Here is a 23,431-nt window from a genome sequence, read left to right as displayed (position 1 = left end):
TTTTTCTGTGGCGCGTGGGGGGGGGGCGCCCCCCCCCTCCTGTTTGTTTTTTTTTCAACAAACTTTATTTTGGGGGGCCCCCCCCCCCCCCCCCCCCCCCGCCACTCATTTGTCCGGCGGAATCCGCCGCCGCTACTCCGCGAAGACCGCTTTGCGCTTGCCCAGCATGGCGGCGGCGCCTTCGAAGAAGTCCGGCGACTGCAGCAGTTCGACCTGGCCGGCCTTCTCGTCGGCGAGTGCGGTGTCCAACGCGGCCAGTGTGGCGCGGTTGAGCGCCTTCTTGGTGAGTTCCAGGGCGCGGCGCGGGCCGTGACCGATCTTCTCCGCGGCAGCCTCGACGGCGGCGTCCAGTTCCTCGGTGCTCGCCAGGACGTCGGTGAACAGGCCCTCGGCGCGGGCGGCGGGGGCGGGTAGCCGCTCACCGAGCAGTGCCAGGCGGGCGGCCAGCGGACGGCCCGCGGCGGCGGCGACCAGCGCGGCGGCACCACCGTCGGGCATCAGGCCGATATTGATGAACGCCAGCAGCAGGTAGGAGTCGGCTTCGGCGTAGACCAGATCGGCGGCGAGTGCTATGCCGACCCCGACGCCGGCGGCCGCACCGCGGATCCGGGCGATCACCGGGACCGGCAGGTCCACGATGGCGCGGACGAGCCGGTTGGCGGCGTCCATCACCATATCCGGGGTGATACCGCGGGCACCTTCTTCGGCGCTGGCGGCGAGATCGGCGCCGGTGCAGAAATCTCCGCCTTCACCGGTGAGAACCACGACCCGCACCGATGTGTCCCGCGCCGCGGCGAGGAACGTATCTCCGAGTGCGACCAGGCTGTCGTAGTCGAGGGCGTTCTTGCGTTTGGGCTTGGTGAGCGTCACCCGCAGCACCCGGCCGTCGTGCACGGCGGAGAAACCCGCCGGCTGTGTTGTGGGGGAATCTGTGTTGACCATGCGCGCTCCATCGGGTGCTGTCCGTGCCAACCGGCGGGCGAATACCGGTTAACATTGCGAATTGTGGTTAACTTAGGTTGACTGGTCGGGCGCTGTCAACACCGGCGGCGCCGCCGACGGAACGGAGAATGCATGGTCGCGGAGAGCAGCCGGGTGGACCCGGTGCGCGTTCGTCCGGCCGACCGTGGCAACGGCCAGACCGGGCGGAGGCGGCCCAAGGACCGCAAGGTGCAGATCATGCGGGCGGCGGCGCGTGCCTTCAGCGAACGTGGCTATTACCCGGTCGGCGTGGACGAGATCGCGGCCGAGGTCGGGATCTCGGGCCCGGCGCTGTACCGCCATTTCGCCAACAAGTATGCGCTTCTGGTCGCCGCGGCCGAGGAGGGCGCCCGGCAGTTGCTCGAGGCCGCCCGGGCCGCGGACGAACCCGGCGCGAGCGCCGAGCAACGGCTCGACGCCCTGATCCGCGCGGTGGCCGAGCACACCATCGATATCCGCCGGGAAGCCGGCCTGTACCGGTGGGAGGGCCGTTATCTGGAGCAGCCCGACCGCGCCCGGATCCGCACCCTCTACAACGAGATCAATCTGACCTTCGCCCGGCCGATCGAGCAGTTGCGGCCGGACGCGCCGCCGGAGGACATCGGTCTGCTGGCCGCCGCGGTGCTCAGCGTGATCGGCAGTATCTCGGCCCATCGCACGGCGCTGTCGAGCGCCAAACTGCTACCGCTGCTGTGCGATATGGCGTGGGCGATCGTGCGCACCGAACTACCGCCCGCCCCCGGCCCCGGGGAGCCGGATCCCCAGCCGCGCGGTCTGCCCGTGACCTCCAAACGGGAACAGTTACTCACCGAGGCGATCCGTATCTTCGGTCGCCGCGGCTACCACGAGGCCAGCATCGAAGAGATCGGCGCGGCCGCCGGGATCAACGCATCCAGCGTGTACCGCTACTTCAGCAGTAAGTCCGACCTGCTCGCCGCGGCGTTCCATCGGACCGGTGACCGGCTCGCCTTCGCGATCACCGAGGCGCTGGCCGAGGCCAGCGGCCGCGCCGACGCGGTGGACAAGATCGCCGAACGCTATGTGCGGCTCAGTTTCACCATGCCGGAGATCATGCCGGTGTACTACGCGGAGTTCCCCAACCTGCCGCAGGCCGAACAGCACAAGTTGCGAGCCATCCAGCGGCAGAACGTGCTGGAGTGGGCGAACCTCCTCGACGACGATCCCACCGAGGCCCGCTTCCGCGTCCATTCGGCGATCGGCCAGGTGATCGATGTGGGCCGGTTGATCCGCTTCGATTCCCGCCCGCAGCATATGGCGCGGCTGCACGCCATCATGATGGCCGCGTTGCTCGGACCGCCGGCTTCCTGACCGGCGCGGTGCAGTGTCGTCCCGGCTCGGACCACTGCCCGGTTTCGAATCGGCCTCGACCTTGCCCCAGGGGCCCGTGCGCTAGCCGTGCCGGAACCGGAATACGGTGCGCGCCATTCCCAGGCGCCGGACGTTCCGGTTGAAACTGGATAGGCCCAGCGGTTCCCCGTAGCGGTTGCGCGCGATGGACAGTGTCCGGCTGAACTCCCGCAGGCCCAGATCGCCGTGGCTGTGGCCCTGACCGTACTCACCGACCCCGCCGAACGGCAGTGCCGGGATACTGGCGTAGGTGGTGGCCGTATTGACCGTCACCACTCCGGCGCGCAATCGTTCGGCATAGATCTCCACCTCGGCGATATCCCGGGTGAACACCGATACCGCGATACCGCGGCCCGCGTCGTTGATCCGGGTGACCGCGTCGTCGAGGTCTCGCACCTTGTTCACGATGAGAACCGGGCCGATGCCCTCCTCGGTGATGGCGATGCTCTCCTCCGGGACATCGGCCAGCACAATGGGTTCGACGTAGGGTTCGCGGATCGAATCCAGGCCGCCGACCACCGCCCGGCCGCCCCGGGCCAGCGCGTCGCGGACCTGTTTGCGTACCACCTCGGTCTGCGATTCCAGGATCATCGGACCGTAGGACGACCGCCTGTCGGCGCCGGGCCGCAGCGCGCGCGCCCGATCCGCTACCAACTCCAGGAACTGGTCGTACACCGACGCCGCGACATACGCGCGTTGGACACCGGTGGCGTTCTGGCCGGCATTGGCCATGGCGCCGAACACCGCCGAATCGGCCGCATCGTCGAGTTTCGCGTCGACGTGCACGATCATGGCGCCTTTACCGGAGTTCTCGACCACCACCGGGGTCATGGTCTGCGCGCACAGTGAGATCACTTCGCGACCCTGCGCTTCCGGACCCGCGTACGCGATCTTGTCGATTCCCGCGCGGCAGAGCGCGGCATCGGTGGAATCGTCGCCGGTGATCGCGACCAGGACGGGTTTGTCCGGGGCGACCTCCTGCCAGGTGGCCGCCAGCCACAAACCGGTGCCGCTGGTCAGTTCGTGCGGTTTGAAAACCACCGCGTTACCGGCTGCCATGGCGTAGGCGATCGACCCCATCGGGGTGAAAACAGGGTTCTGCCAGGGGCCCAGAACTCCGACCACCCCCAGCGGCAGATACCCGACCGACGCGCGCTGATGGCGGGTGAGCCAGTTCGATGCCAGTGAACGCCGCCCCAGGACGCGGCCGGCATTACGTGCTGCCCAATCGAGGTTCTCGACCGCGAGCATGACCTCGATCGCCGCATCGGCTTCGGGTTTGCCGGTTTCCTCGCGCAGAATCTCCACCAATTGCGCCGCGCGGCGCGCGATAACGCGCTTCCACTCCAGGAGCAATCGTTTGCGTGTTCCGAAACCCGCTGTCGACCACCAGTTCTCGACCGAACGTGCGGCGCCGACGGCATGTTCGAGCTCGCCCGGACCGGCGATGGAATAATTGCCGACGATCTCTCCGGTTCGGGGATCGTAAGAGGTGAGCACGCTCGGTCGGCCGGATCCTCCCGAACGCGCCGCCACCTCGGGCTGCGCGGTATCGGCCATAAAAGCAAGATTATGGTGGTGACGGCTACGCCGACAAGGTGCGCGCACTGCCCGAGCACTGTCATTGCACCGCCGACCAGCGTGGATGACCGGCCCTTCCGCTGTTGTGAGCAAACGCACAGTTGATCCGGGCCTCGAGGCGGGTACCAGCGGCGCCCCGGTCAGCGATCACCGAGCCGGTAACATCGCGCCCGGCGCCAGGGATCATCCAGCGGGATACCGATGCGCCGGTTAACCCCGCAGCCCCATCCGGCCGATAGTGGAGAGTTGATGCCGAGTTCGAACGATGCCGGAACAGCCGCCGGCGACAATGCCCCGGAGGCGGAGCCGGTGAATGCCCACGAGGCGGAGCCGGTGGATACTTCCCGGGCGGAGCCGACGAACGGATCCCGGCCGGAACTGGTGAACGGATCCGCGACGGACGCCGGGGAAGCCGACCTGTCCGGGAACGGTCCGGCAGCGAAGGAACCGAGTGCGGCAGCGATGCGCGCGACCCGGGCCGGTGCCGGTACGACCGCGGCGGCTGTGGTCCGGGTGGAAGACATCACCAAATCGTTCGGTGAGGTGCACGCACTGCGTGGAGTGAGCTTCACCGCCGAGCGCGGAACAGTGCTCGGGATCCTCGGACCCAACGGCGCCGGTAAAACCACCACCGTCAAGATTCTGTCGACCCTTTTGCGGCCGGACGCCGGGAACGCGGTCGTGGCCGGCCACGATATCCGCCAGGATCCGGCGGGTGTCCGCCGGTCGATCATGATGACCGGGCAGTACGCGGCCCTGGACGAGAACCTGTCGGGCCGGGAGAACCTGGAACTGTTCGGCCGGCTGATGGGCCTGAGCAAAGCGGCGGCGCGCAAACGCGCGGACACCCTGCTCGCCGAATTCGATCTCGTCGCTTCCGGGCGTCGGCCGGTTCACCAGTACTCGGGCGGTATGCGGCGGCGGGTGGATCTCGCGTGCGGTCTGGTGGTGCGACCCGAAGTGGTTTTCCTCGACGAACCGACCACGGGCCTCGACCCCCGCAGCCGCCAGGGCGTCTGGGATCTGGTGAACGCGCTCAAAGAACAGGGCATCACCGTCCTGCTGACCACCCAGTACCTGGAAGAAGCCGATGTGCTTTCGGACAACATCATCGTGATCGACAAGGGCACAGTGATCGCCGAGGGCACCGCCGACGAACTCAAGGAAAAGACGGGCGGCAGCTACTGCGAGGTCGTACCGCTGGACCCGACGCAGGTGCGGCACGCCGCCGCCGCCCTCGGCGATTTGGTCCCTGCCGCGTTGGCGGCCGAACTCGACAGCTCCGAAAGGCTGTCCATCCCCGCGCCCGAGGGTGCCGCGACCCTGTCCGAGGCGCTGCGCCGTCTGGATGCCGCCGAGATCCGGCTGGCCGATATCGGCCTCCGGCGACCGTCTCTGGACGATGTGTTCCTCTCCATCACGGGTCACCCCGGCCGGGCCGGACAACCGGGTGACCTCTTATGAGCGCTCCCGCGGTGCCCCGTGCCGAACTCTTCGCCGAACTTCCGCGGACGCGGGTCACCTCGTTCGGGCAGTGGCGCGCGCTCACCGGCCGCGTCGTCTGGACGATGGTGAGCAAAGGCGAGTTGATCGGCGCGATTCTCACCCCCTTGGTTTTCACGGTCGGGTTCTACCTGCCGCTGCGTCTGGTGATGCAGTTCCAGGGCATCGACTACGCACAGTTCGTGATGCCGATCATCGTGTTGCAGACCATGGCGTTCACGATGATGTCCAACGCACAGCTGGCGGCCTTCGAGGCGCGTACCGGGTTCAGCAGCCGGTTGCAGAGCATGCCTGTCGGCCTGCTGGTGCCGCTCACCTCGCGGATCGCGGCGGGGTTGGTGCGGTCGGTGGTATCGCTGACCGCGGCCCTCTGCTACGGCCACATCATCGGTTTCGGGTTCACGGCCGGCTGGGTACAGACGGTGGGTTTCTGCGCCTTCGCGCTCGCGGTCGGCACCGTCCTGGCGATCGGAGCGGACGGCCTGGGCAGCCTGACGAAGAGCCCGCAGTCACTGAGCCAGGCCTTGACGCTGCCGATCCTGATCTTCGGCATGATGTCGTGCGGTTTCGTCCCGGAGACCCAATTCCCCGAATGGGTCCGGCCGTTCGTGCGCAACCAGCCCATCACTCAGTTCGCGTATGCCCTGGACGATATGGCGGGCGCCGGAGTGACCTGGGAGGTCCTGAGAGTGGGATTGATCTGGCTGGTCGCGGCGGCGACGCTGTTCACCCCGTTCGCGGTCTGGGCGAGTGTGAGGCGAGCGTGAGTACCATCGAGACCCCCGTGCGGAACTCCGCGCCGTCGGCCGCCGCGATCGACCTCCCGGCGGTTGTCCCCCGTCCGGAACATTCGCTCGCGGCCTGGGCGGTACACAGCTGGATCCAGTGCAAGAGGCTGCTGACGGCCTGGCTGCGCGATCCGGCCACCACCATCCAGACCATCGTGTACCCGGCGCTGACCCTGGTGATGTTCTGGATCGTGCTCGACCGGTCCATCACCAGCTTCTCCGGGAAACCGGCCATCTACGGCACCGTCCCGATGATCACGTTGATCGCGGCGATGACGGGTGCGGTGGTGAGCGCGCTCGGATTCAAGACCGAGAAGGCCAGCGGTCTGCTCGGACGGCTCTGGACCATGCCGGTCCACCGGGCAGCCGGCCTGACCGGGCGGTTGATGGCCGAGGTGGTCAGGGTGCTGATCACCAGCCTGATCGTGATCGCGGTGGGTTTCTGTCTCGGGTTCCGGTTCGATCAGGGCCCGGTGGCCGCGCTGGGACTCATCTGCATCCCCATCCTGTTCGGACTCGGTTTCGCGGTCTTCGTGACCGCGCTCGCCACCATCACCGAGGGGCCGCTGCTGATCCAGATCGTCGGCCTGCTCACCAACCTGATGTTGTTCTTCAACTCCGGATTCGTCCTGGTACAGGCGTATCCGACCTGGCTGCGCTCGACGGTGGAGAACCAGCCGATGAGCTGCGCCATCGAGACGATGAAGGGCCTCTCCTACGGGGGTCCGGTGGCCGAACCGCTCATCGACACGCTGCTGTGGGTCGGCGGCGTGATCCTGATATTCGGCTATCCCGCGGTCCGCGGGTACCAGAGGGCCGCCGAGAAGAGCGGTTGAGCCCGGCGATTACTTCCGGCTCTCCGCGGGCACACTCGGCGCGAACGGGTAATCGGCCCACCGGTTGCGATTGGTCCAGCCGACCAGGTCGTAGCGCCAGCGGAACGGCCAGGTGTGCGCGACGGTGTTGAACAGCACGGTCCCCAGCGCGCTGTAGTCGTCGTGGGCGGAGAGCAGCGCCCGCTGGCCGCGCGGGGACGCGGAGAAGAAGGAATCGAACATGGCGACGGACTGCTCGGTCGTCAACCGGCCCAGCCCCCACAGTCCGCGCATCCGCATCCAGTAGGTGAGGCGGGCCTGCCACGGCCACAGCGCCGCGACCGGGTCGTCCCCGCGCTGGATCGCGGCCACCGCGGTATCGGCCAGCGCGAACGAATCGGCCACGCTGTAGCCGGTGCAGGGATGCATCATCCCGCCGCGCGACCCGAACGGCACCACCCGCCCGACGCCCTTGGCCGGGGGTGGGGTGTCCAGCGGATAGTGCGCCGCCTCGCTCGGCTCCTCGCCGGTCAGCTCGATACCGTGCGCCGCCAGCCGGTTCAGGGTGCGTTTGCGCAGCTCATGCTGTGGCATCCCACCGCGTAGCCCGAGGCTGGTCTCCTCGAAGATCACCGTGCCGTCCCCCAGGGGCACGGAGTACAGGAACGACGGGGGTTCATCGGGCCCGGCACCGTTCTCCGGCCGCCAATCCAGCAGCAGCCCCTCACCGTCGCCCACCATCGGCGCCGCGGTCTCGGCGGCCACGAAGATCCCGTGCGCACTGGCGGCACGGCGATCGCCCGGTCCGGGCATACCGCGGGAATCGACGACCACCGTCGAGCCGATCACCGTGCCGTCGGCCAGTTCGACCTCGTGCGGGTCCACCCGGGTGGCACGCCCGGTGTACACGCGGGCGTCGTCGAGCGGCAGCGCGTCCCGCAACAGTGGTTTCGAGAGCACGCAGTACGGCCGCTCGATCCGGATCTCGGAGTCGGTCCAGACGACCGGAGCAGGGATCCGGCTCGCGATCACACTGTGCGGCAACCACTCCGGGAGTTCATCGATCCAGCAGGAGAACGTCGGCGGCCAGAGTCGGTCGGGGCGGGGATCCACTGCGGCCACCCGCAGGCCGGCGGCTGTCGCGCGGTGGGCGAGTGCTCGTCCGGACGGGCCCAGGCCGACGACGCAGAGATCGAACTCATGGGCGGTGGTAGCTGCCATGTACTGCATTCAACGGGTTGATGCGGGGGAGATCAACAGGGGTGGTGCGGGGAGGTCGGTCTCAGCTGGTGGGTGAATGAGGGGTGGGTGGTTCGCGAAGGTGAAGGAGTGAACAGGTTGGTCGAGGTTGGGAGGTGGGCTTACTCGTGAAAGTGAGAAGCAGGCCATTCGTGAAGGTTCTGTGTTTTTGGCGCGCTGGCGCGCGCGGGTTCGGGGCCCCCTTGGTCTCGTTCTTCACTCCCGACGGGCACTCGCTGCGCTCGCACCCTCTGGTCGCTCCAGAACGAGACGGGCCCCGAACCACTGGGGTGGACCGGTCGCATGCGGGGAAACGGGGTGGGGATGGATGTGGACAGAGGGGCGGTAGGAGAATCAAACGCGCCCGAGGGCGGCGATGGTGGCGGGTTCGGCTACTTCGGTCGGGCTGTGTTTCTGGGTGTGCCTGTCGTCTCGAAGGTCCGACCGCGTCGGGGGCCGGGCCGCTCAGCCTTTCGGTGTGACCCACGTAGTGATATCCGCGTGCACCACTTCCCGCCCGGTCTTGTCGTAGACCGATACCGGCACAGTGACGTCACGTCCTTCGGTGATGGCCGAGAAATCCGGGACCTCCGGTAGTTCGGCCACCGCGCGTAGCCCCGTGGTCGCTTTCGTCAGGTACTGGACCTGCATCGCCTTCGGTATCCAGCGGTGCGTAGTAGGCACGGTCGCCTCGCTCAACATGCCCATCGCGATCTCGGCCAGGTTGCAGGCGGCGATCGCGTGGAAAGTGCCCAGGTGATTGTGGACGCCGAACCACTTGGGCGCCTTGACCTCGCACAAGCCTGGTTCCAGGCGGACCACGCGGGGCAGCACCGTGCCGAAATAGGGGACCCGGGCGACCATCGACAGGGAGAAGAGGCCGTGGCCCAGCGGGTTGTCCGGCAGCTTCCGCCAACCGCGATACGTGGCGGTCTCGTTCGTCATATCCGCTACCTTACTCCACGGTAAGATAGCGGTGCGGGACCATTCTTCGAACGTGGCCGGACCTCGCACGACCCCGATTTGAATCGATGCCCGGGGCTCGTGCATACTGTTCGGGTTGCCTTGCCCCGGGTCGCCGTCGTTTCCATGAAATGACACGGCTGGGCGGGGTGAGCAAAACCAGCGAGTACCTCACCGTATGCGGTGCGGGTACGTCCGGGACGAAGTTCCGCAGGCCACGATCGAAGTTATCTTCCGGGGCCGAGGAATGAGCGGAAAGGCGACACGCCCGACCGCGTGGACCGGAGAACCATGACAGATGAACAGCGGCACGGATCGAGGCATGCCTCGGTCGTGGTCTCCACTGAGACGTCATCGTGTGTTCGGGCTGTGCAAATGAAGGTGGTACGGACGCCCTAGCCGGTATCCGGATCACGGACGAAAGCGGAGAAAAGGACACTTAGCGTGGCGGGACAGAAGATCCGCATCAGGCTCAAGGCCTATGACCACGAGGCGATCGATGCGTCTGCACGCAAGATCGTCGAAACGGTGACCCGCACCGGGGCCCGGGTCGTCGGGCCGGTGCCGTTGCCGACCGAGAAGAACGTGTACTGCGTCATCCGTTCGCCGCACAAGTACAAGGACTCGCGCGAGCACTTCGAGATGCGTACGCACAAGCGGCTTATCGACATCCTCGACCCGACGCCGAAGACGGTCGATGCCCTTATGCGCATCGACCTGCCGGCCAGCGTCGACGTCAATATCCAGTGACGGGGACTCGAGCTATGACTGACAACAAGAGCAGGCCCGCGGCCGGCATCCTGGGCACCAAACTGGGTATGACCCAGGTGTTCGACGACAAGAACCGGGTCGTCCCGGTCACCGTCGTCAAGGCCGGACCGAATGTGGTCACCCAGATCCGCACCGTCGAACGCGACGGCTACAGCGCCGTGCAGGTCGCCTTCGGCGCCATCGACCCCCGCAAGGTGAACAAGCCGGAGTCCGGTCAGTTCACCAAGGCCGGTGTCACCCCGCGCCGGCACGTCGCGGAGATCCGCATCGCGGATGCCGCCACCTTCGAGGTCGGCCAGGAGATCTCGGCCGATGCCTTCGAAGAGGGCACCTACGTCGACGTCACCGGCACCAGCAAGGGCAAGGGCTTCGCCGGCACCATGAAGCGTCACGGCTTCAGCGGCCAGGGCGCCTCCCACGGTGCGCAGGCCGTGCACCGTCGCCCGGGTTCCATCGGTGGCTGCGCCACCCCCGGCCGCGTGTTCAAGGGCATGCGCATGTCGGGCCGGATGGGCAACGACCGCGTCACCACGCAGAACCTGTCGGTTCACAAGGTGGACGCCGAGAACGGCCTGCTGCTGATCAAGGGTGCGATCCCGGGTCGCAAGGGCGGCGTCGTGATCGTCAAGAGCGCCGTGAAGGGTGGTGCGCACGCATGACCGGCTCCGCTGTGAGTACCGAGAAGAAATCCGCCAGTCTGACCCTGCCGGTCAAGGAACTGGGCGGTAAGACCAACGGCACCGTCGATCTCCCCGCGGAGATCTTCGACGTGACCGCCAATATCGCGCTGATGCACCAGGTGGTCGTGGCCCAGCAGGCCGCCGCCCGCCAGGGCACGCATTCCACCAAGACCCGCGGTGAAGTCCGCGGCGGTGGGAAGAAGCCGTACCGGCAGAAGGGCACCGGCCGCGCCCGTCAGGGTTCGACCCGCGCCCCGCAGTTCGCCGGCGGTGGCACCGTGCACGGCCCCAAGCCGCGCGACTACAGCCAGCGCACCCCCAAGAAGATGATCCAGGCCGCCCTGCGTGGTGCGCTGTCGGATCGGGCGCGCAGCGAGCGGATCCACGTGATCAGCGAGCTCGTCGCGGGTCAGGACCCCTCGACCAAGACCGCGAAGACCTTCCTGTCCGAGCTTTCGGATCGCAAGAAGTTCCTCCTGGTCGTCGGCCGCGAGGACGTCACTGCCTGGAAGAGTGCCCGCAACCTGGAATACGTGCACACCATCGCACCGGACCAGCTGAACACCTACGACGTTCTGGACAGCGACGAAGTCGTGTTCAGCGTCGAGGCGCTCAATGCCTTCGTGCACGGCCCGGCTGAGGCTGCACAGGAGGAGAGCAAGTGAGCACCATCGCCGATCCGCGCGACATCCTGCTGGCGCCGGTCATCTCGGAGAAGTCCTACGGACTGATCGAGGAAGGTACCTACACCTTCATCGTCCACCCGGACTCCAACAAGACCCAGATCAAGATCGCGGTCGAGAAGGTCTTCGGGGTGAAGGTCACCAGCGTCAACACCGCCAACCGTCAGGGCAAGCGCAAGCGGACCCGCTTCGGTTACGGCAAGCGCAAGGACACCAAGCGCGCGCTCGTGACCATCTCGGCCGACAGCAAGCCCATCGAGATCTTCGGAGGCCCGGTCGCGTAAGCGGCGGGGTATCCAGAAAGCAGAGAAGAACTCATGGCAATCCGTAAGTACAAGCCGACTACCCCGGGCCGCCGCGGGTCGTCCGTCTCGGACTTCGCCGAGATCACCCGGTCGACCCCCGAGAAGTCGCTGGTCCGCCCGCTGACCAAGAGCGGTGGCCGTAACGGCCACGGCCGGATCACCACCCGGCATCGCGGTGGCGGTCACAAGCGTGCCTACCGGCTGATCGACTTCCGCCGGCTGGACAAGGACGGCGTGCCGGCCAAGGTCGCTCATATCGAGTACGACCCCAACCGCACCGCCAATATCGCGCTGCTGCACTACCTGGACGGCGAGAAGCGCTACATCATCGCCCCCCGCGGCGTGGTGCAGGGCACCAAGATCGAGTCCGGTCCGACCGCGGATATCAAGCCCGGCAACAACCTGCCGCTGCGCAATATCCCGACCGGTACCACCATCCACGCGGTGGAGCTGCGTCCCGGCGGCGGGGCCAAGATGGCCCGCTCGGCCGGTGCCAGCATCCAGTTGCTGGGTAAGGAAGGCCCCTACGCCACGCTGCGTATGCCCTCCGGTGAAATCCGCCGCGTCGATGTGCGCTGCCGCGCCACGGTCGGCGAGGTCGGCAATGCCGAACAGTCGAACATCAACTGGGGCAAGGCCGGTCGTATGCGGTGGAAGGGACGCCGTCCCACCGTCCGTGGTGTCGTCATGAACCCGGTCGACCACCCGCACGGCGGTGGTGAGGGCAAGACCTCCGGTGGTCGCCACCCGGTCTCGCCGTGGGGTCAGCCGGAAGGCCGTACCCGTAAGCCGAACCGTCCGAGCGACAAGCTCATCGTCCGTCGCCGTCGCACCGGCAAGAAGCGCTAAGGAGGAGGTAAGAAATGCCACGCAGCCTCAAGAAGGGCCCGTTCGTCGACGACCACCTCCAGGCGAAGGTGGACGTGCAGAACGACAAGGGCAGCAAACAGGTCATCAAGACCTGGTCGCGTCGTTCGACCATCACCCCCGATTTCATCGGTCACACCTTCGCGGTCCACGACGGCCGCAAGCACGTGCCGGTGTTCGTCTCGGAGAACATGGTCGGGCACAAGCTCGGTGAGTTCGCGCCGACGAGGACATTCCGCAGCCACGTCAAGGAAGATCGGAAGAGCAAGCGGCGATGAGCACAGAAACGCAGAATCCGACTGCGCGCGCGACCGCCAAGCACGTGCGCGTGACCCCGATGAAGGCTCGCCGGGTCGTGGACCTGGTCCGCGGTAAGCGCGTCTCCGATGCGCTCGACCTGCTCCGGTTCGCCCCGCAGGCCGCCAGCACCCCGGTTGCCAAGGTCGTGGCCAGTGCCGCGGCGAACGCCGAGAACAACCTCGGCCTCAACCCGGACACCCTGGTCATCTCGACGGCCTATGTCGACGAGGGCGCGACCATGAAGCGTTTCCAGCCGCGCGCCCAGGGCCGCGCGTTCCGGATCCGCAAGCGCACCAGCCACATCACCATCGAGGTCGAGAGCGTCCCCACCGCCGGTGGCACTCGTGGCCGCCGGAAGGGAGGGGCAAAGTAAATGGGACAGAAAATCAACCCCCACGGCTTCCGCCTCGGTATCACCACCGACTGGAAGTCCCGTTGGTACGCCGATAAGCAGTACGCGGACTACGTCAAGGAAGACGTCGCCATCCGCAAGCTGCTGAGCACCGGTATGGAACGGGCCGGCATCTCCAAGGTGGAGATCGAGCGCACCCGTGACCGGGTCCGCGTCGATATCCACACCGCGCGTCCGGGCATCGTCATCGGCCGCCGCGGCGCCGAGGCCGACCGGATCCGTGCCGAGCTGGAGAAGCTCACCAAGAAGCAGGTCCAGCTGAACATCCTCGAGGTCAAGAACCCCGAATCGGATGCCCAGCTGGTCGCCCAGGGTGTGGCCGAACAGCTCTCCAACCGTGTGGCTTTCCGTCGCGCGATGCGTAAGGCCATCCAGTCGGCCATGCGTTCGCCGAACGTCAAGGGCATCCGCGTGCAGTGCTCGGGCCGTCTCGGCGGCGCCGAAATGTCGCGCTCGGAGTTCTACCGCGAAGGCCGCGTGCCGCTGCACACGCTGCGTGCCGATATCGATTACGGCCTGTACGAGGCCAAGACCACCTTCGGTCGTATCGGTGTCAAGGTCTGGATCTACAAGGGCGATATCGTCGGCGGCAAGCGTGAGCTTCCTGCCCCGAGCGCGCCGGCCGGGGATCGCCCGCGCCGGGAGCGTCCGAACCGTCCGCGTCGTTCCGGGTCCTCCGGCACCACTGCGACCAGCACCGAGGCCGGGCGCGCCGCTACCGCGGTGGCCGAGCCCCCGGCAGAAAAGCAGGAGGGCTGACCCATGCTGATGCCCCGCAAGGTCAAGTTCCGCAAGCAGCATCACCCGAGCCGCAGCGGTCTCGCCAAGGGCGGCACCTCGGTGGCGTTCGGTGACTTCGGCATCCAGGCGCTGGAGCCGGCGTATGTGACCAACCGGCAGATCGAGTCGGCGCGTATCGCGATGACCCGCCACATCAAGCGTGGCGGCAAGATCTGGATCAACATCTACCCGGATCGCCCGCTCACCAAGAAGCCGGCCGAAACCCGTATGGGTTCCGGTAAGGGTTCGCCGGAGTGGTGGGTCGCGAACGTCAAGCCGGGTCGCGTGATGTTCGAGATGAGTTACCCGAACGAGGAGATCGCTCGCGAGGCGCTGCGCCGCGCGATGCACAAGCTCCCGATGAAGTGCAGGATCGTGACGAGGGAGGAGCAGTTCTGATGGCAACCGGTACCCCTGCCGCAGAGCTCCGCGAGCTGAGCGAGGAGGAGCTCGTCTCCCGCCTGCGTGAATCCAAGGAAGAGCTGTTCAACCTGCGCTTCCAGATGGCGACCGGTCAGCTGACCAACAATCGCCGGCTGCGTGTGGTGCGTCACGAGATCGCGCGTATCTACACGGTCATGCGTGAGCGTGAGCTCGGTTTGGCCACTGCCCCCGCTGACAAGGGAGATGCGGCATGAGTGAGAAGGTGGAGGAACAGCGCAGTACCCGCAAAGTCCGGGTCGGCTACGTTGTCTCCGACAAGATGCAGAAGACGATCGTCGTCGAGCTGGAGGACCGTCACCGGCATCCGCTCTACGGCAAGATCATTCGCACCACCTCCAAGGTGAAGGCGCATGACGAGAACGAGACCGCCGGTGTCGGCGATCGCGTGCAGCTGATGGAAACCCGGCCCACGTCGGCCACCAAGCGGTGGCGTCTGGTCGAGGTCCTGGAGAAGGCCAAGTAAAGGTCACTCCTCGGCTGAGAAGGTCGTAAACGCAAGGCCCGCTTCCCGTTCCGGGAGGCGGGCCTTCGTCGTCCGCCTGCGCGTTCGGTGCGTGGCCTGAGCAGCGATTTCTGCACTGCGTGGGTGGTACCATATATGGCATGAACAAGACGACCGTGTACCTCCCGGATGACCTGGAGGTCCGGCTCGATGCGGAAGCTTCGGCCACCGGAGTGAGCAAGGCGGAACTCATCCGCCGCGGTATCGCGATGCTGTTGGACGCCTCCGACCGCCCACGCGGCAGCGCGCCACTGCCGGTCTTCCGCAGCGGTCGCTCACGCGGCGTCGACGAGATGCGCGACGATATCTACCACCAGATCAAGCAGCGGTCGGCCCGTCGGTGATCATCGTCGCCGATACCTCTGCGCTTTTCGCCGCATTCGATGCAGACCAGGACGAACACGAACAAGCGCTGTCGGTGATGGAACACGAGACGCTGATCATCTCGCCGCTCGTGCTGACCGAACTGGATCACCTGACTCGGCGCGACCTCGGCTTCGCCGCGGCTATGAAGATCACCGACGCGCTGCTGGCGCGAACGATCGATGGCAGCTACCGGCTCGCCGAATTGAAACACGTCGATCTGTCCACCGCGCAATCGGTCCGAGCCAAATACGAAGGGCTGAAACTCGACCTGGCCGACGCGGTCGGCGTCGCGCTTGCCGACAAGTACAAAACCGACTGCATCTTCACCCTCGACCAACGCGATTTCCGTGCGATCGAACCCCTGACGTCCGGTCTTCGCTCGTTCCGGATCCTGCCTGCGGACAGATAGCACTCCGAGTCCTGGGCGCCGAGTGCGGATGCGGCTCGGAGGGCCGATGTCCGCCACCGAGCGGTGACGTCTGGTCGATGCCCTGGAGAAGGCCGAGTACGCCGAGTCGTAAGAGCAGTGGCTCGCTCTTCGAGCTGGCCGGCCACCGCTGGTGAGTCGTCCGGGTCGTCGCGCACCGCATGCATTTTCACGACGAGGTCGTCGTGCACGACCGTGGGCTTGCCGAGGGTGCGCAGGAACTCCGAAATAGCGCGACCACGACGGCAGCGGGCTGTGGGGGCTCGGAGCAGACACGATCCGATATGGCGAAATGTGATATAGGGGAGGGCGGTTGACCGACCGGGGAGGGGTGGCGCTACGGTGTACGGGCTATGAGGGACGCTGCGACAACGATTTCGGGGGCCTGGCGGAGCGACGACGGAACGGCGGTGGCGTTTCGTGATGCTGCGGTGGCCTGGGCTATGGCCGCACATGAGGTGCTGGCCGAGACTGCGACGGAGTACGGGTACTTCGTGACGGTGCAGGAGCTGGCCGACAGAGTGCAGGAGATGTCGGGGGTGCGTACCGACGCCCCGACCCGCACGTGGATGGACGCCATTCTGCGCAAGGTTGCCCGGCGCTGCCACAATGCCGGGGAACCTCCATTGACCGCGCTGTGCGTGAAGCGGAATCTGAAGGTGAGCGACAGCTACAAGTATGTGCTCGAGCTGGCCGCGCTGCCGGTGCCGGCGGATCTCGAAACGCATGCCGCGTACGCCCGCTGGGCCTGCTACGCGGCGCACGGTGCCGATGTTCCCGCCGACGGCGGTACGCCGCCGCTGATTCCGCGGGGCGGGTCCACCCGGCGGTCCGGTGGGGCGGTCGCGACGCTTCCGGCGCCCGCGAAAACCGAGACCAGGACGGTGGTGTGCTCGAGCTGTTTCATCCAGCTGCCCGCGACCGGTATCTGCGAACACTGCTGACACCTGGCCGGTCGGCGCGAATCAGTTGCGGAGGCACCGTGGCGGCGGTATCCGCGCCGCTGGTGTAACGCTGCTGCTGCCTCGAGCCGCCCGTCCCGGCGGTGTCGGCCTGACGCGCGAAATCCTCGCGCGGCATCGCGGCAGCGCTGATCGGTGACCGCTCAGGCCAGGGTCGTATGCCAGAGGAGCGCGGCGGTGAGCGCACCCGCGCCGTTGACAGCCCAGTGCAGGGCGATGGGAGCCAGCAGACTGCCGCTGCGGTGGCGCAGCCAGGTGAACACGACCGCGGCCGCCGCGGTGGCTACGACGGCGAGCAGGATGCCGGTGATCTGGCCGAACACACCGCCGCCGAGTACACCGGACAGGCCCCGGTTCCCGGTGGTCAGGCCGAAGGACGAGGCGATATGCCAGAGGCCGAACAGCAGCGAACCGGCCGCGAAAACGCCTCGGGCGCCCCACAGCCGGTCGAGTGTTCCGTGTAGTACTCCGCGGAAGGCGAGCTCCTCCGGGATCACGGTTTGCAGGGGGATCACGATCATCGAGGCGATCAGGGCGCCGGAGATCGTGGCGTAACGGTCGGCGAGGAAGAACGGCCGGGTGAGCGGGAGCGCGGCGCCGATGGCGACCGCCGCCAGCACCACCCCGACCGCGGCGAGCGCGTATTTCGTTCCGGTGCGCCAGTGCCGGGGCGACAGACCCAGCTCCGACCAGAGCAGGCCGCGCCGGCGCATGAGCGCCAGCAACACCACGGCGGCGGCCGGGACGCTGACGATATTGGCCCACGCGGTGGTGAAGTGCGCGATCAGGTTGGTGCCGGTGAGCACGACCACCACCACCGCGACATCGATATAGGCGTGGATTTTCTGCCGCGGAGCAGCCGTTTTCTCGGGAACCGGGTGGAGCATTCGGCCCAGTGTACGGATCCGCCGGGGTCGGGTCCGCCGGCCCGCTGCGGCTGTCCGTCCTTTCCGGCGGGGCCGTGCCGGCTCGGATAGCATGGCGAGGGCCGCGGTCGAGGCCGTCGCGTAGCGGTACACACCTGTTCCCGGGGAAAGTGGGTTGTGATGTCGAGCGGCGATCCGGACGCCGAGCGGCGTTCGACACGTATCGGGTGGCGGTCGGGTGGTTTGCTGCTGGCGGTGTTCGTGCTGGCAGCTGTTGTGCCGGTACTGGCCGGGGACCAGATGCGGTTTCCGTATTACAGCCAGGAATTGAACTGGAAAGTATGCGACACCCCGTCGGTCGCCACGCCCGGTGTCGAATGCGCCGATGTGACCGTTCCGCTCGATTACTCCGACCCCGACGGCCGCACCCTCACCGTTGTGATCTCCCGGGTGCCAGCCACCGATCCCGAACGCCGTCGCGGAATTCTGCTGTCCAATCCCGGTGGTCCGGGAGCGGCCGGGCTGGACGCGGCCTCCCTTCTCGGTGACGTGCTGAGTCCCGATGTGCTGGCGCAGTACGACCTGATCGGGATGGATCCGCGCGGTGTGGGTGCCTCCGACCCGACGGAACCCTGTGGCTGGCCGGTCTCCGAGCCGGTCCGATCGGCCGGGCCGACGGCGGCGGGTTTCGACGAGGAAGTGGTATTCGCCTCCGAACTGGCCGCGGCCTGCGGCGACGGCGATACCGAGAAATTGCGTCACATCACCACTCGCAATACCGCACGCGATATGGATCTGATCCGCTCGGTCCTCGGCGAGGACAAGATCAGCTACTTCGGGTTGTCCTACGGGACCTACCTCGGCGCGGTGTTCACCGAGATGTTCCCGCGGCGCAGCGACCGGATAGTCCTCGACAGCTCGATCGACCCGGACCGATACTGGACCGGTCTCGTCCAGGATTGGGGTCCGGCGGACGAGATCGCGTTCGACGACTGGGCCCGCTGGGTCGCGGCTCGTAACCCGACCTACCGGCTGGGAGCCACCGCGCCGGAGGTTCGCGCGACTGTGGACGCCCTCTACCAGCGCACGGCCCGCGAGCCGATCATGGTCGACGGCTATCCGATCGACGACCATATTTTCCCGTTCATCCTGCACAATCTGCTGCGCAGCTACCAGGTGAACGACATGATGGCCGCGACGGTGCGCGATATCGCCGACGCGGCGGCGGGCGATTCCACGAGTTCGGCCGAATCGGGTCTGGAGGAGCTGCTGGAGTTGTTGTACACCGGCGAGAATTCCGAACTGATGATCATCGCCTGCGGTGATTCGGACGCTCCGCGGGATCCGGAGTGGTACCGGCACAATATCGAGAGCACCCGCGTCACCCAGCCGCTGTTCGGGGCGATGGCCAACAATATCCAGCCGTGCGCGTTCTGGCCGCGTCCGGTCGAACCGGCGACGGTGGTGCGCAATACGGTGCCGGTGCTGATGACCCAGGCGACCGGTGATGCGCGGACGCCCTACGGCGAGGCGCTACAACTGCACCGGCATCTTCCCGAGTCGCGCTTGGTCACCCTCCAGGATGTCCGGATCCACCTCACATTCCGGCCGGGGTTGAGTACCTGCGTGAACAACGCGATCGACGACTACTTCGGCACCGGCCGGCTGCCCGCGACCGATATCACCTGCACCGCGGACCAGCCGGTTCAGTGATCGGTCACCGGTCCGGCGGCCCAGCCGTGCGGATCGGTCCAGGCCTGTAGCGACCGGCTGCTGTCGAAACGCCGGATCTCGCCGTTGCGTGGGTCGGTGAATTCGAGGGTGGCGGCCAGCAATTGCAGCGGCCGGCTGTAGTCGTCGAGACGTTTATCGGTGATCTCGGGGTAGAAATCGTCGCCGAGGATGGGGATGCCCAGCGAGTTCATATGCAGGCGGAGCTGGTGGGTACGTCCGGTCGCGGGATACAGCCGGTAGCGAGCCAGTTCGTCGCGCTGTTCGATCAGTTCGACACGGGTGCGCGCATTGGGCGGGCCGGGCACTTCCTGGGCGGCCAGGACATGCTTCTCCTTGATGATCCGGCTCTCCAGAGCGACCGGGAAGTCGAGTCCGGGGTGATGGCCGGCCACGGCCTCGTACTCCTTGCGGACCTGTTGCCGCTGGAACAGCATCTGATAGGCGCCACGGTGGGCGGGGTCGATCACGAACAGCACGAGACCGGCGGTCGCACGGTCCAGCCGATGCGCGGGGACCAGGTCTGGGAGGTCGAGGTCGCGGCGCAGCCGGACGAGGGCGGTCTGCAGGATATGGCTACCGCGCGGAATGGTGGCCAGGAAATGGGGCTTGTCGGCGACCAGGATGGTGTCGTCGCGGTACACGATCGGAATGTCGAACGGTACCGGCTGTTCCTCGGGGAGGTCGCGATGGAACCAGACCGCGCCGCCGGGGATATAGGGGGAGTCGAGACCGAGCGGGCCGTCCAGATCGACGATCTCGCCGGACCGCAGCATTTCCTCGATCCGCGCCGGCTCGACCCGGGGCAACCGGTGGATCAGATGCTCGCGCAGGCTCGTCCAGTCGCCTTCGTCGGGGAGCCGTAGCCGGGCCGGATCCAGCCCGTACCGCTTCGGCAGCGGAGGCTGCTGCCTTCTTCGCATCGTCGCAGCATAGTCGGCGCTACCTCGGCGGTAGGGACCGCGGACCCCGCCGCCCGGCACGCCCGAATTCCGGGGGGATCGCCCATCAAGTTACCCGGGGTGTTAGCTTAGCCTAAGCGAACCGAAGGGCGAGAATGATAGATGATGATATGGAGAATCGCGCTCTCGCACTGTAAGGTAAGCCTAAGCACAATGTGTAAGAGGGTTCGGTGATGACCGTGCCGATCAGTGAGGCGGGAGCAGAGGTGAACGATCCATCGGTGGTCGCGACCCGATCGTTGCCCGCGCCAGGAGGTGACTGATGACCGTCGTCGACGATATCAGGGGAATCGACTCGCTCGTCGTGCCGAGTCCGACGGCCGGTGAACGGGAACGAATACTCGGCGAATGGGCCACCGGTGTCGAACCCTATGACATGTCCCCGCTGGTCACCGTGATCCGGCACGGTCATATGGTGCCCGGCACCCGCGTGGCCGCCCGCTGTGGCGGCGAGGTCGTCACCTACGGCGAACTGTACGGAGGCCTCAACAGCTCCGAGGGGATCCTCGGATCATCCGTGCTGCCGACCCCGGCCGGGCTTGCCGCGCTGCTGGCCGAATTCGTCACCGCCTCCCGGGTGGGTGTCGGCCGATTCGGTCGCGCCGGACTGCTGCTCGGTGCCGACGCGCTCGCGGTGGCGGTCGCTGATCGTCGCGGTGTCGCCGCCGACCGCCGGCTGCACCGGGTGGATCCCGCGCTGCGGCCCGCCGATATCCGCCTGCTGGCATTGCCGTGGGGCGATCCGCAGAACACTGCCGACCTGCTGGCCGCGTGGTCGTCGGGTGCGTCCGTGGTGGTTCCGACCGAATCGCAACGCCGGGATCCGGCGGCGCTGGCCGAACTCATCGAGGCCTACGGGGTATCCCAAGTGGTCGCCGAGGCCGAGTTGCCGATTCGTTTCGTCGAGGCCGGAGTGCGACGGTTGCCGACCGTGGCTCGCTGGGATCTGGTCGGTACCAGCGGTGGTTCGGCGCTTCCCGGCGCGGTGCGCAGTCTGTCGCCGGAAGCGGTGGCGACTGTCGCGTATCACGCGCCCGCCTACTTGGGTGCGGTATCCCGCGGCCCGCTGGCGGCGACCGCCTGGACCCGGCCGGTACCGGGCGCGAAGGTCCTGCTGCTCGACGAGGGCCGGTTGGTTCCCCCGGGAGTTGTCGGTGATGTCCACGTCGGTGGCCGGGCGCTCGGCGCGGAATTCGCCGGGGGGCGGGATCGGGAGAGGTTCGTCGCCGATCCCTACGATTGCGGCGCGCGTTTGTTCCGGACCGGCCACCGGGGCTGGTGGACCTCCGAGGGCCGGCTGATCATCGAATCATGAGCGGTGCAGCCCGCGTTCGGTGATACAGGCCGGTTGTTCGTTCGAGCTCGGTCTCGATTTCCGCGACGCGGGCCGCTCCAGGATGTCTCGCGGCTCGGCGACTTCGGTTCCTGTCGAGCCTGATTCGCAGGAGTGAGAGCGCCTGCATGGCGGGCGATCGGGACAGTTCATGCGGTCAGGTCGTGACTGCACCTTTGCTCGTTGCCGACTTTCCGGCAGATTCTGTTCCGTCACCGCGGAATCGGCCTAGGCGTGGGAACCTATTTGCCCGGTATGTGTATCAAGCTCTGTGGTGCGTATTCCCGCCGGTCACGGGCGTTTCGGACGTGCTGTTCCCCGATTTTCCGGCCGGACCCGGGGTTTCGCGCCGCAACCTGATGTAAGGTAAGCCTATGCGAACTCGGGTGGTTCGAGCTGTCCGGTGCGGCAGTCACCACCCCGCCGGTTGAGGCGCGACGCCATCGGGCTGTCGGGAAAGTGGGAGAACCAGTGGACAGACTTCTGGTGGTCGGTGCGGGCCCCAAAGCCATGGCGGTGGCGGCCAAGGCATATGTGCTTCGCGAGCTGGGGTTGCCCGCGCCGCAGGTCACGGTCGTGGAACCGAATGCGGTGGGCGGGAATTGGCTCGCGACAGGCGGTTGGACAGACGGCCGCCACCGGCTCGGGACGAGTCCGGAGAAAGATATCGGCTTCCCGTATCACTCGACCTGGGCGCGCGGTCACAATCATGCCGTCGATCAGGCCATGATGGCGTTCGGGTGGACGGCCTTCCTGGTCGATCGCGGTACCTATGCCGAATGGGTGGATCGCGGCCGACCCAGCCCGGAACACAACCTCTGGGCGAAATACCTGCAGTGGATCGCGCGGAAATCAGGGGTGGAAGTGGTGCGCGGCCGGGTGCGCACCATTCGCGCCGACGGTGCCGATTGGCAGGTCACCGTCGCGGGGGCCGACGGGGAAACCGCCGAGATCGCCGCCCAGCGGTTGATGATCACCGGTCCGGGCGATAGCACCCGCGCCCTGGCCGATCATCCGAAACTACTGAGTATCAACGACTTCTGGGATCTGGCCGGCCGCCGGAAACTACCCGCGTCCTCACGGGCCGCCGTGATCGGCGGGGGCGAAACGGCCGGTTCGGCGATGGACGAACTCGTCCGCCACGATGTGCTGACGGTTTCGGTGATTTCGCCCGCGGCCACCATCTACACCCGCGGGGAAAGCTATTTCGAGAACTCCCTGTTCAGTGATCCCGCCAAATGGCGGGCGCTGAGCGTCGCCGAACGTCGTGATGTGGTGCGGCGGACCGACCGGGGCGTGTTCTCGGTTCGGGTACAGGAAACGCTGCTCGCGGACAATCGGGTTCATCATCTGCAGGGTCGCGTGGTGCGGGTTGCCGATCAGGGCGACGGGGTCGCGCTGACCCTGCGCAACGAATCCCGGCCCGACCAGACTCATGCCTTCGATCTCGTGGTCGACGCGATCGGGGGACAGCCGCTGTGGTTCCTCGACCTGTTCGACGACGAGGTTGCCGATCTGTTCGAATTGGCGGTCGGTGGGCCGGTCACGCAGCCCAGGATCGAGGCGGCGATCGGCTACGACCTGGCGGTCGAGGGTTTGCCCGCGAAGCTGTACCTGCCGAATATGGCGGGACTCTCTCAGGGGCCGGGCTTTCCGAATCTCAGTTGTCTCGGCGAACTCTCGGACCGGATCCTGGCGAGCACGTCGGCGCCGACGTCCGCGGCGGTGCGTTCCGCGGTGCCGGAAGAAGTCCCCACACACTGATTACCAGGCAGTAGGCTAGGCTTGCCTTACTTTTGTCC

Annotated in this window: 27 protein-coding genes; 21 read left to right on the top strand and 6 right to left on the bottom strand. The window is 66.9% G+C overall.

Features of this window, described 5'->3' with window-relative positions:
• Positions 1 to 132: 132 nt before the first annotated feature.
• Entirely contained in the window at positions 133 to 942 is an 810-nt protein-coding gene (locus tag ABZ827_RS26540; protein ID WP_357242029.1) for an enoyl-CoA hydratase-related protein, read from the bottom strand.
• A 132-nt stretch (positions 943 to 1,074) separates the two neighbouring features.
• Between ABZ827_RS26540 and ABZ827_RS26535 the strand changes: the two genes are divergently transcribed.
• A complete protein-coding gene (locus tag ABZ827_RS26535) occupies positions 1,075 to 2,310 on the top strand; it encodes a TetR/AcrR family transcriptional regulator (RefSeq protein WP_357242026.1) in 1,236 nt (411 codons plus the stop codon).
• A gap of 81 nt (positions 2,311 to 2,391) precedes the next feature.
• Here ABZ827_RS26535 and ABZ827_RS26530 read toward each other — a convergent pair whose 3' ends face one another.
• Complete coding sequence (locus ABZ827_RS26530) at positions 2,392 to 3,909, bottom strand: aldehyde dehydrogenase family protein (protein ID WP_357242023.1); 1,518 nt, start codon at positions 3,907 to 3,909, stop codon at positions 2,392 to 2,394.
• A 483-nt stretch (positions 3,910 to 4,392) separates the two neighbouring features.
• Between ABZ827_RS26530 and ABZ827_RS26525 the strand changes: the two genes are divergently transcribed.
• From ABZ827_RS26525 to ABZ827_RS26515, 3 genes are read left to right on the top strand one after another with little or no spacing between them, the layout of a single operon-like run.
• The gene (locus ABZ827_RS26525; RefSeq protein WP_357242049.1) at positions 4,393 to 5,394 is read left to right on the top strand and encodes an ATP-binding cassette domain-containing protein; all 1,002 of its coding nucleotides are present in this window, start codon (positions 4,393 to 4,395) and stop codon (positions 5,392 to 5,394) included.
• Entirely contained in the window at positions 5,391 to 6,200 is an 810-nt protein-coding gene (locus tag ABZ827_RS26520; RefSeq protein WP_357242020.1) for an ABC transporter permease, read from the top strand. The genes ABZ827_RS26525 and ABZ827_RS26520 overlap by 4 nt, the downstream gene beginning before the upstream one ends.
• Positions 6,197 to 7,057 (top strand): ABC transporter permease, encoded by an 861-nt coding sequence (locus tag ABZ827_RS26515; protein WP_357242017.1) that lies wholly within the window; start codon positions 6,197 to 6,199, stop codon positions 7,055 to 7,057. The genes ABZ827_RS26520 and ABZ827_RS26515 overlap by 4 nt, the downstream gene beginning before the upstream one ends.
• 9 nt (positions 7,058 to 7,066) lie before the next feature.
• On the opposite strand, the gene ABZ827_RS26510 is transcribed toward ABZ827_RS26515, so the two are convergent.
• Both ABZ827_RS26510 and ABZ827_RS26505 read right to left on the bottom strand, forming a co-directional pair.
• Complete coding sequence (locus ABZ827_RS26510; protein ID WP_357242014.1) at positions 7,067 to 8,257, bottom strand: lycopene cyclase family protein; 1,191 nt, start codon at positions 8,255 to 8,257, stop codon at positions 7,067 to 7,069.
• 483 nt (positions 8,258 to 8,740) lie between these two features.
• Positions 8,741 to 9,220: a hotdog fold domain-containing protein gene (locus ABZ827_RS26505; RefSeq protein WP_357242011.1), complete on the bottom strand. Its 480-nt coding sequence runs from the start codon at positions 9,218 to 9,220 to the stop codon at positions 8,741 to 8,743.
• 462 nt (positions 9,221 to 9,682) lie between these two features.
• Here ABZ827_RS26505 and rpsJ point away from each other — a divergent pair, with 462 nt between their 5' ends.
• The 14 genes from rpsJ (at position 9,683) to ABZ827_RS26435 (ending at position 16,719) form a co-directional block, all read left to right on the top strand.
• A complete protein-coding gene (gene rpsJ / locus ABZ827_RS26500; protein ID WP_003938093.1) occupies positions 9,683 to 9,988 on the top strand; it encodes a 30S ribosomal protein S10 in 306 nt (101 codons plus the stop codon).
• Between the two features lie 14 nt (positions 9,989 to 10,002).
• Positions 10,003 to 10,668: a 50S ribosomal protein L3 gene (gene rplC / locus ABZ827_RS26495; RefSeq protein WP_068041057.1), complete on the top strand. Its 666-nt coding sequence runs from the start codon at positions 10,003 to 10,005 to the stop codon at positions 10,666 to 10,668.
• Positions 10,665 to 11,354, top strand: coding sequence for a 50S ribosomal protein L4 (gene rplD, locus ABZ827_RS26490; protein WP_357242008.1), 690 nt, complete (start codon positions 10,665 to 10,667; stop codon positions 11,352 to 11,354). Before rplC ends, rplD begins: the two co-directional genes overlap by 4 nt.
• Positions 11,351 to 11,656 (top strand): 50S ribosomal protein L23, encoded by a 306-nt coding sequence (gene rplW / locus ABZ827_RS26485; protein WP_030522697.1) that lies wholly within the window; start codon positions 11,351 to 11,353, stop codon positions 11,654 to 11,656. Before rplD ends, rplW begins: the two co-directional genes overlap by 4 nt.
• Positions 11,657 to 11,689: 33 nt before the next feature.
• A complete protein-coding gene (rplB, locus tag ABZ827_RS26480) occupies positions 11,690 to 12,526 on the top strand; it encodes a 50S ribosomal protein L2 (protein ID WP_357242005.1) in 837 nt (278 codons plus the stop codon).
• Positions 12,527 to 12,540: 14 nt separating this feature from the next.
• Complete coding sequence (rpsS, locus tag ABZ827_RS26475) at positions 12,541 to 12,822, top strand: 30S ribosomal protein S19 (protein WP_328390806.1); 282 nt, start codon at positions 12,541 to 12,543, stop codon at positions 12,820 to 12,822.
• Positions 12,819 to 13,217, top strand: a complete 399-nt coding sequence (gene rplV, locus ABZ827_RS26470; protein WP_033244237.1) for a 50S ribosomal protein L22 — start codon at positions 12,819 to 12,821, stop codon at positions 13,215 to 13,217. Before rpsS ends, rplV begins: the two co-directional genes overlap by 4 nt.
• Positions 13,218 to 14,015: a 30S ribosomal protein S3 gene (rpsC, locus tag ABZ827_RS26465; RefSeq protein WP_357242000.1), complete on the top strand. Its 798-nt coding sequence runs from the start codon at positions 13,218 to 13,220 to the stop codon at positions 14,013 to 14,015.
• Between the two features lie 3 nt (positions 14,016 to 14,018).
• The gene (gene rplP / locus ABZ827_RS26460) at positions 14,019 to 14,435 is read left to right on the top strand and encodes a 50S ribosomal protein L16 (protein WP_357241997.1); all 417 of its coding nucleotides are present in this window, start codon (positions 14,019 to 14,021) and stop codon (positions 14,433 to 14,435) included.
• Positions 14,435 to 14,674, top strand: a complete 240-nt coding sequence (gene rpmC, locus ABZ827_RS26455) for a 50S ribosomal protein L29 (protein WP_357241994.1) — start codon at positions 14,435 to 14,437, stop codon at positions 14,672 to 14,674. Before rplP ends, rpmC begins: the two co-directional genes overlap by 1 nt.
• Positions 14,671 to 14,943 (top strand): 30S ribosomal protein S17, encoded by a 273-nt coding sequence (rpsQ, locus tag ABZ827_RS26450; RefSeq protein ID WP_357241991.1) that lies wholly within the window; start codon positions 14,671 to 14,673, stop codon positions 14,941 to 14,943. Before rpmC ends, rpsQ begins: the two co-directional genes overlap by 4 nt.
• Before the next feature lie 140 nt (positions 14,944 to 15,083).
• On the top strand, positions 15,084 to 15,326 hold the full coding sequence (locus ABZ827_RS26445) for a CopG family transcriptional regulator (protein WP_357241988.1): 243 nt from the start codon (positions 15,084 to 15,086) through the stop codon (positions 15,324 to 15,326).
• Positions 15,323 to 15,757 carry a PIN domain-containing protein gene (locus ABZ827_RS26440; protein WP_357241985.1) on the top strand — a complete coding sequence of 145 codons (435 nt, stop codon included), beginning with the start codon at positions 15,323 to 15,325 and terminating at the stop codon, positions 15,755 to 15,757. Before ABZ827_RS26445 ends, ABZ827_RS26440 begins: the two co-directional genes overlap by 4 nt.
• Positions 15,758 to 16,185: 428 nt before the next feature.
• Entirely contained in the window at positions 16,186 to 16,719 is a 534-nt protein-coding gene (locus ABZ827_RS26435; RefSeq protein WP_357241982.1) for a hypothetical protein, read from the top strand.
• Positions 16,720 to 16,880: 161 nt separating this feature from the next.
• Here the strand turns inward: ABZ827_RS26435 and ABZ827_RS26430 are convergent, their stop codons facing one another.
• Positions 16,881 to 17,624: a CPBP family intramembrane glutamic endopeptidase gene (locus ABZ827_RS26430; RefSeq protein WP_357241979.1), complete on the bottom strand. Its 744-nt coding sequence runs from the start codon at positions 17,622 to 17,624 to the stop codon at positions 16,881 to 16,883.
• Between the two features lie 159 nt (positions 17,625 to 17,783).
• Here ABZ827_RS26430 and ABZ827_RS26425 point away from each other — a divergent pair, with 159 nt between their 5' ends.
• The gene (locus ABZ827_RS26425) at positions 17,784 to 19,316 is read left to right on the top strand and encodes an alpha/beta hydrolase (protein ID WP_357241976.1); all 1,533 of its coding nucleotides are present in this window, start codon (positions 17,784 to 17,786) and stop codon (positions 19,314 to 19,316) included.
• Here the strand turns inward: ABZ827_RS26425 and ABZ827_RS26420 are convergent.
• Entirely contained in the window at positions 19,310 to 20,257 is a 948-nt protein-coding gene (locus ABZ827_RS26420; protein ID WP_357241973.1) for a pseudouridine synthase, read from the bottom strand. The two genes, ABZ827_RS26425 and ABZ827_RS26420, sit on opposite strands and share 7 nt — an antisense overlap.
• Before the next feature lie 301 nt (positions 20,258 to 20,558).
• On the opposite strand from ABZ827_RS26420, the gene ABZ827_RS26415 reads away from it, so the two are divergent.
• Positions 20,559 to 21,611, top strand: a complete 1,053-nt coding sequence (locus tag ABZ827_RS26415) for an AMP-binding protein (protein WP_357241970.1) — start codon at positions 20,559 to 20,561, stop codon at positions 21,609 to 21,611.
• A gap of 489 nt (positions 21,612 to 22,100) precedes the next feature.
• Complete coding sequence (locus tag ABZ827_RS26410; RefSeq protein WP_357241967.1) at positions 22,101 to 23,393, top strand: SidA/IucD/PvdA family monooxygenase; 1,293 nt, start codon at positions 22,101 to 22,103, stop codon at positions 23,391 to 23,393.
• Positions 23,394 to 23,431: the final 38 nt, after the last annotated feature.

Origin of the sequence: Nocardia sp. NPDC019395 (genome assembly GCF_040632335.1) — a bacterium.
In the GTDB taxonomy this organism is placed as follows: domain Bacteria; phylum Actinomycetota; class Actinomycetes; order Mycobacteriales; family Mycobacteriaceae; genus Nocardia.
This window is presented reverse-complemented; position numbering and strand designations above follow the sequence as displayed.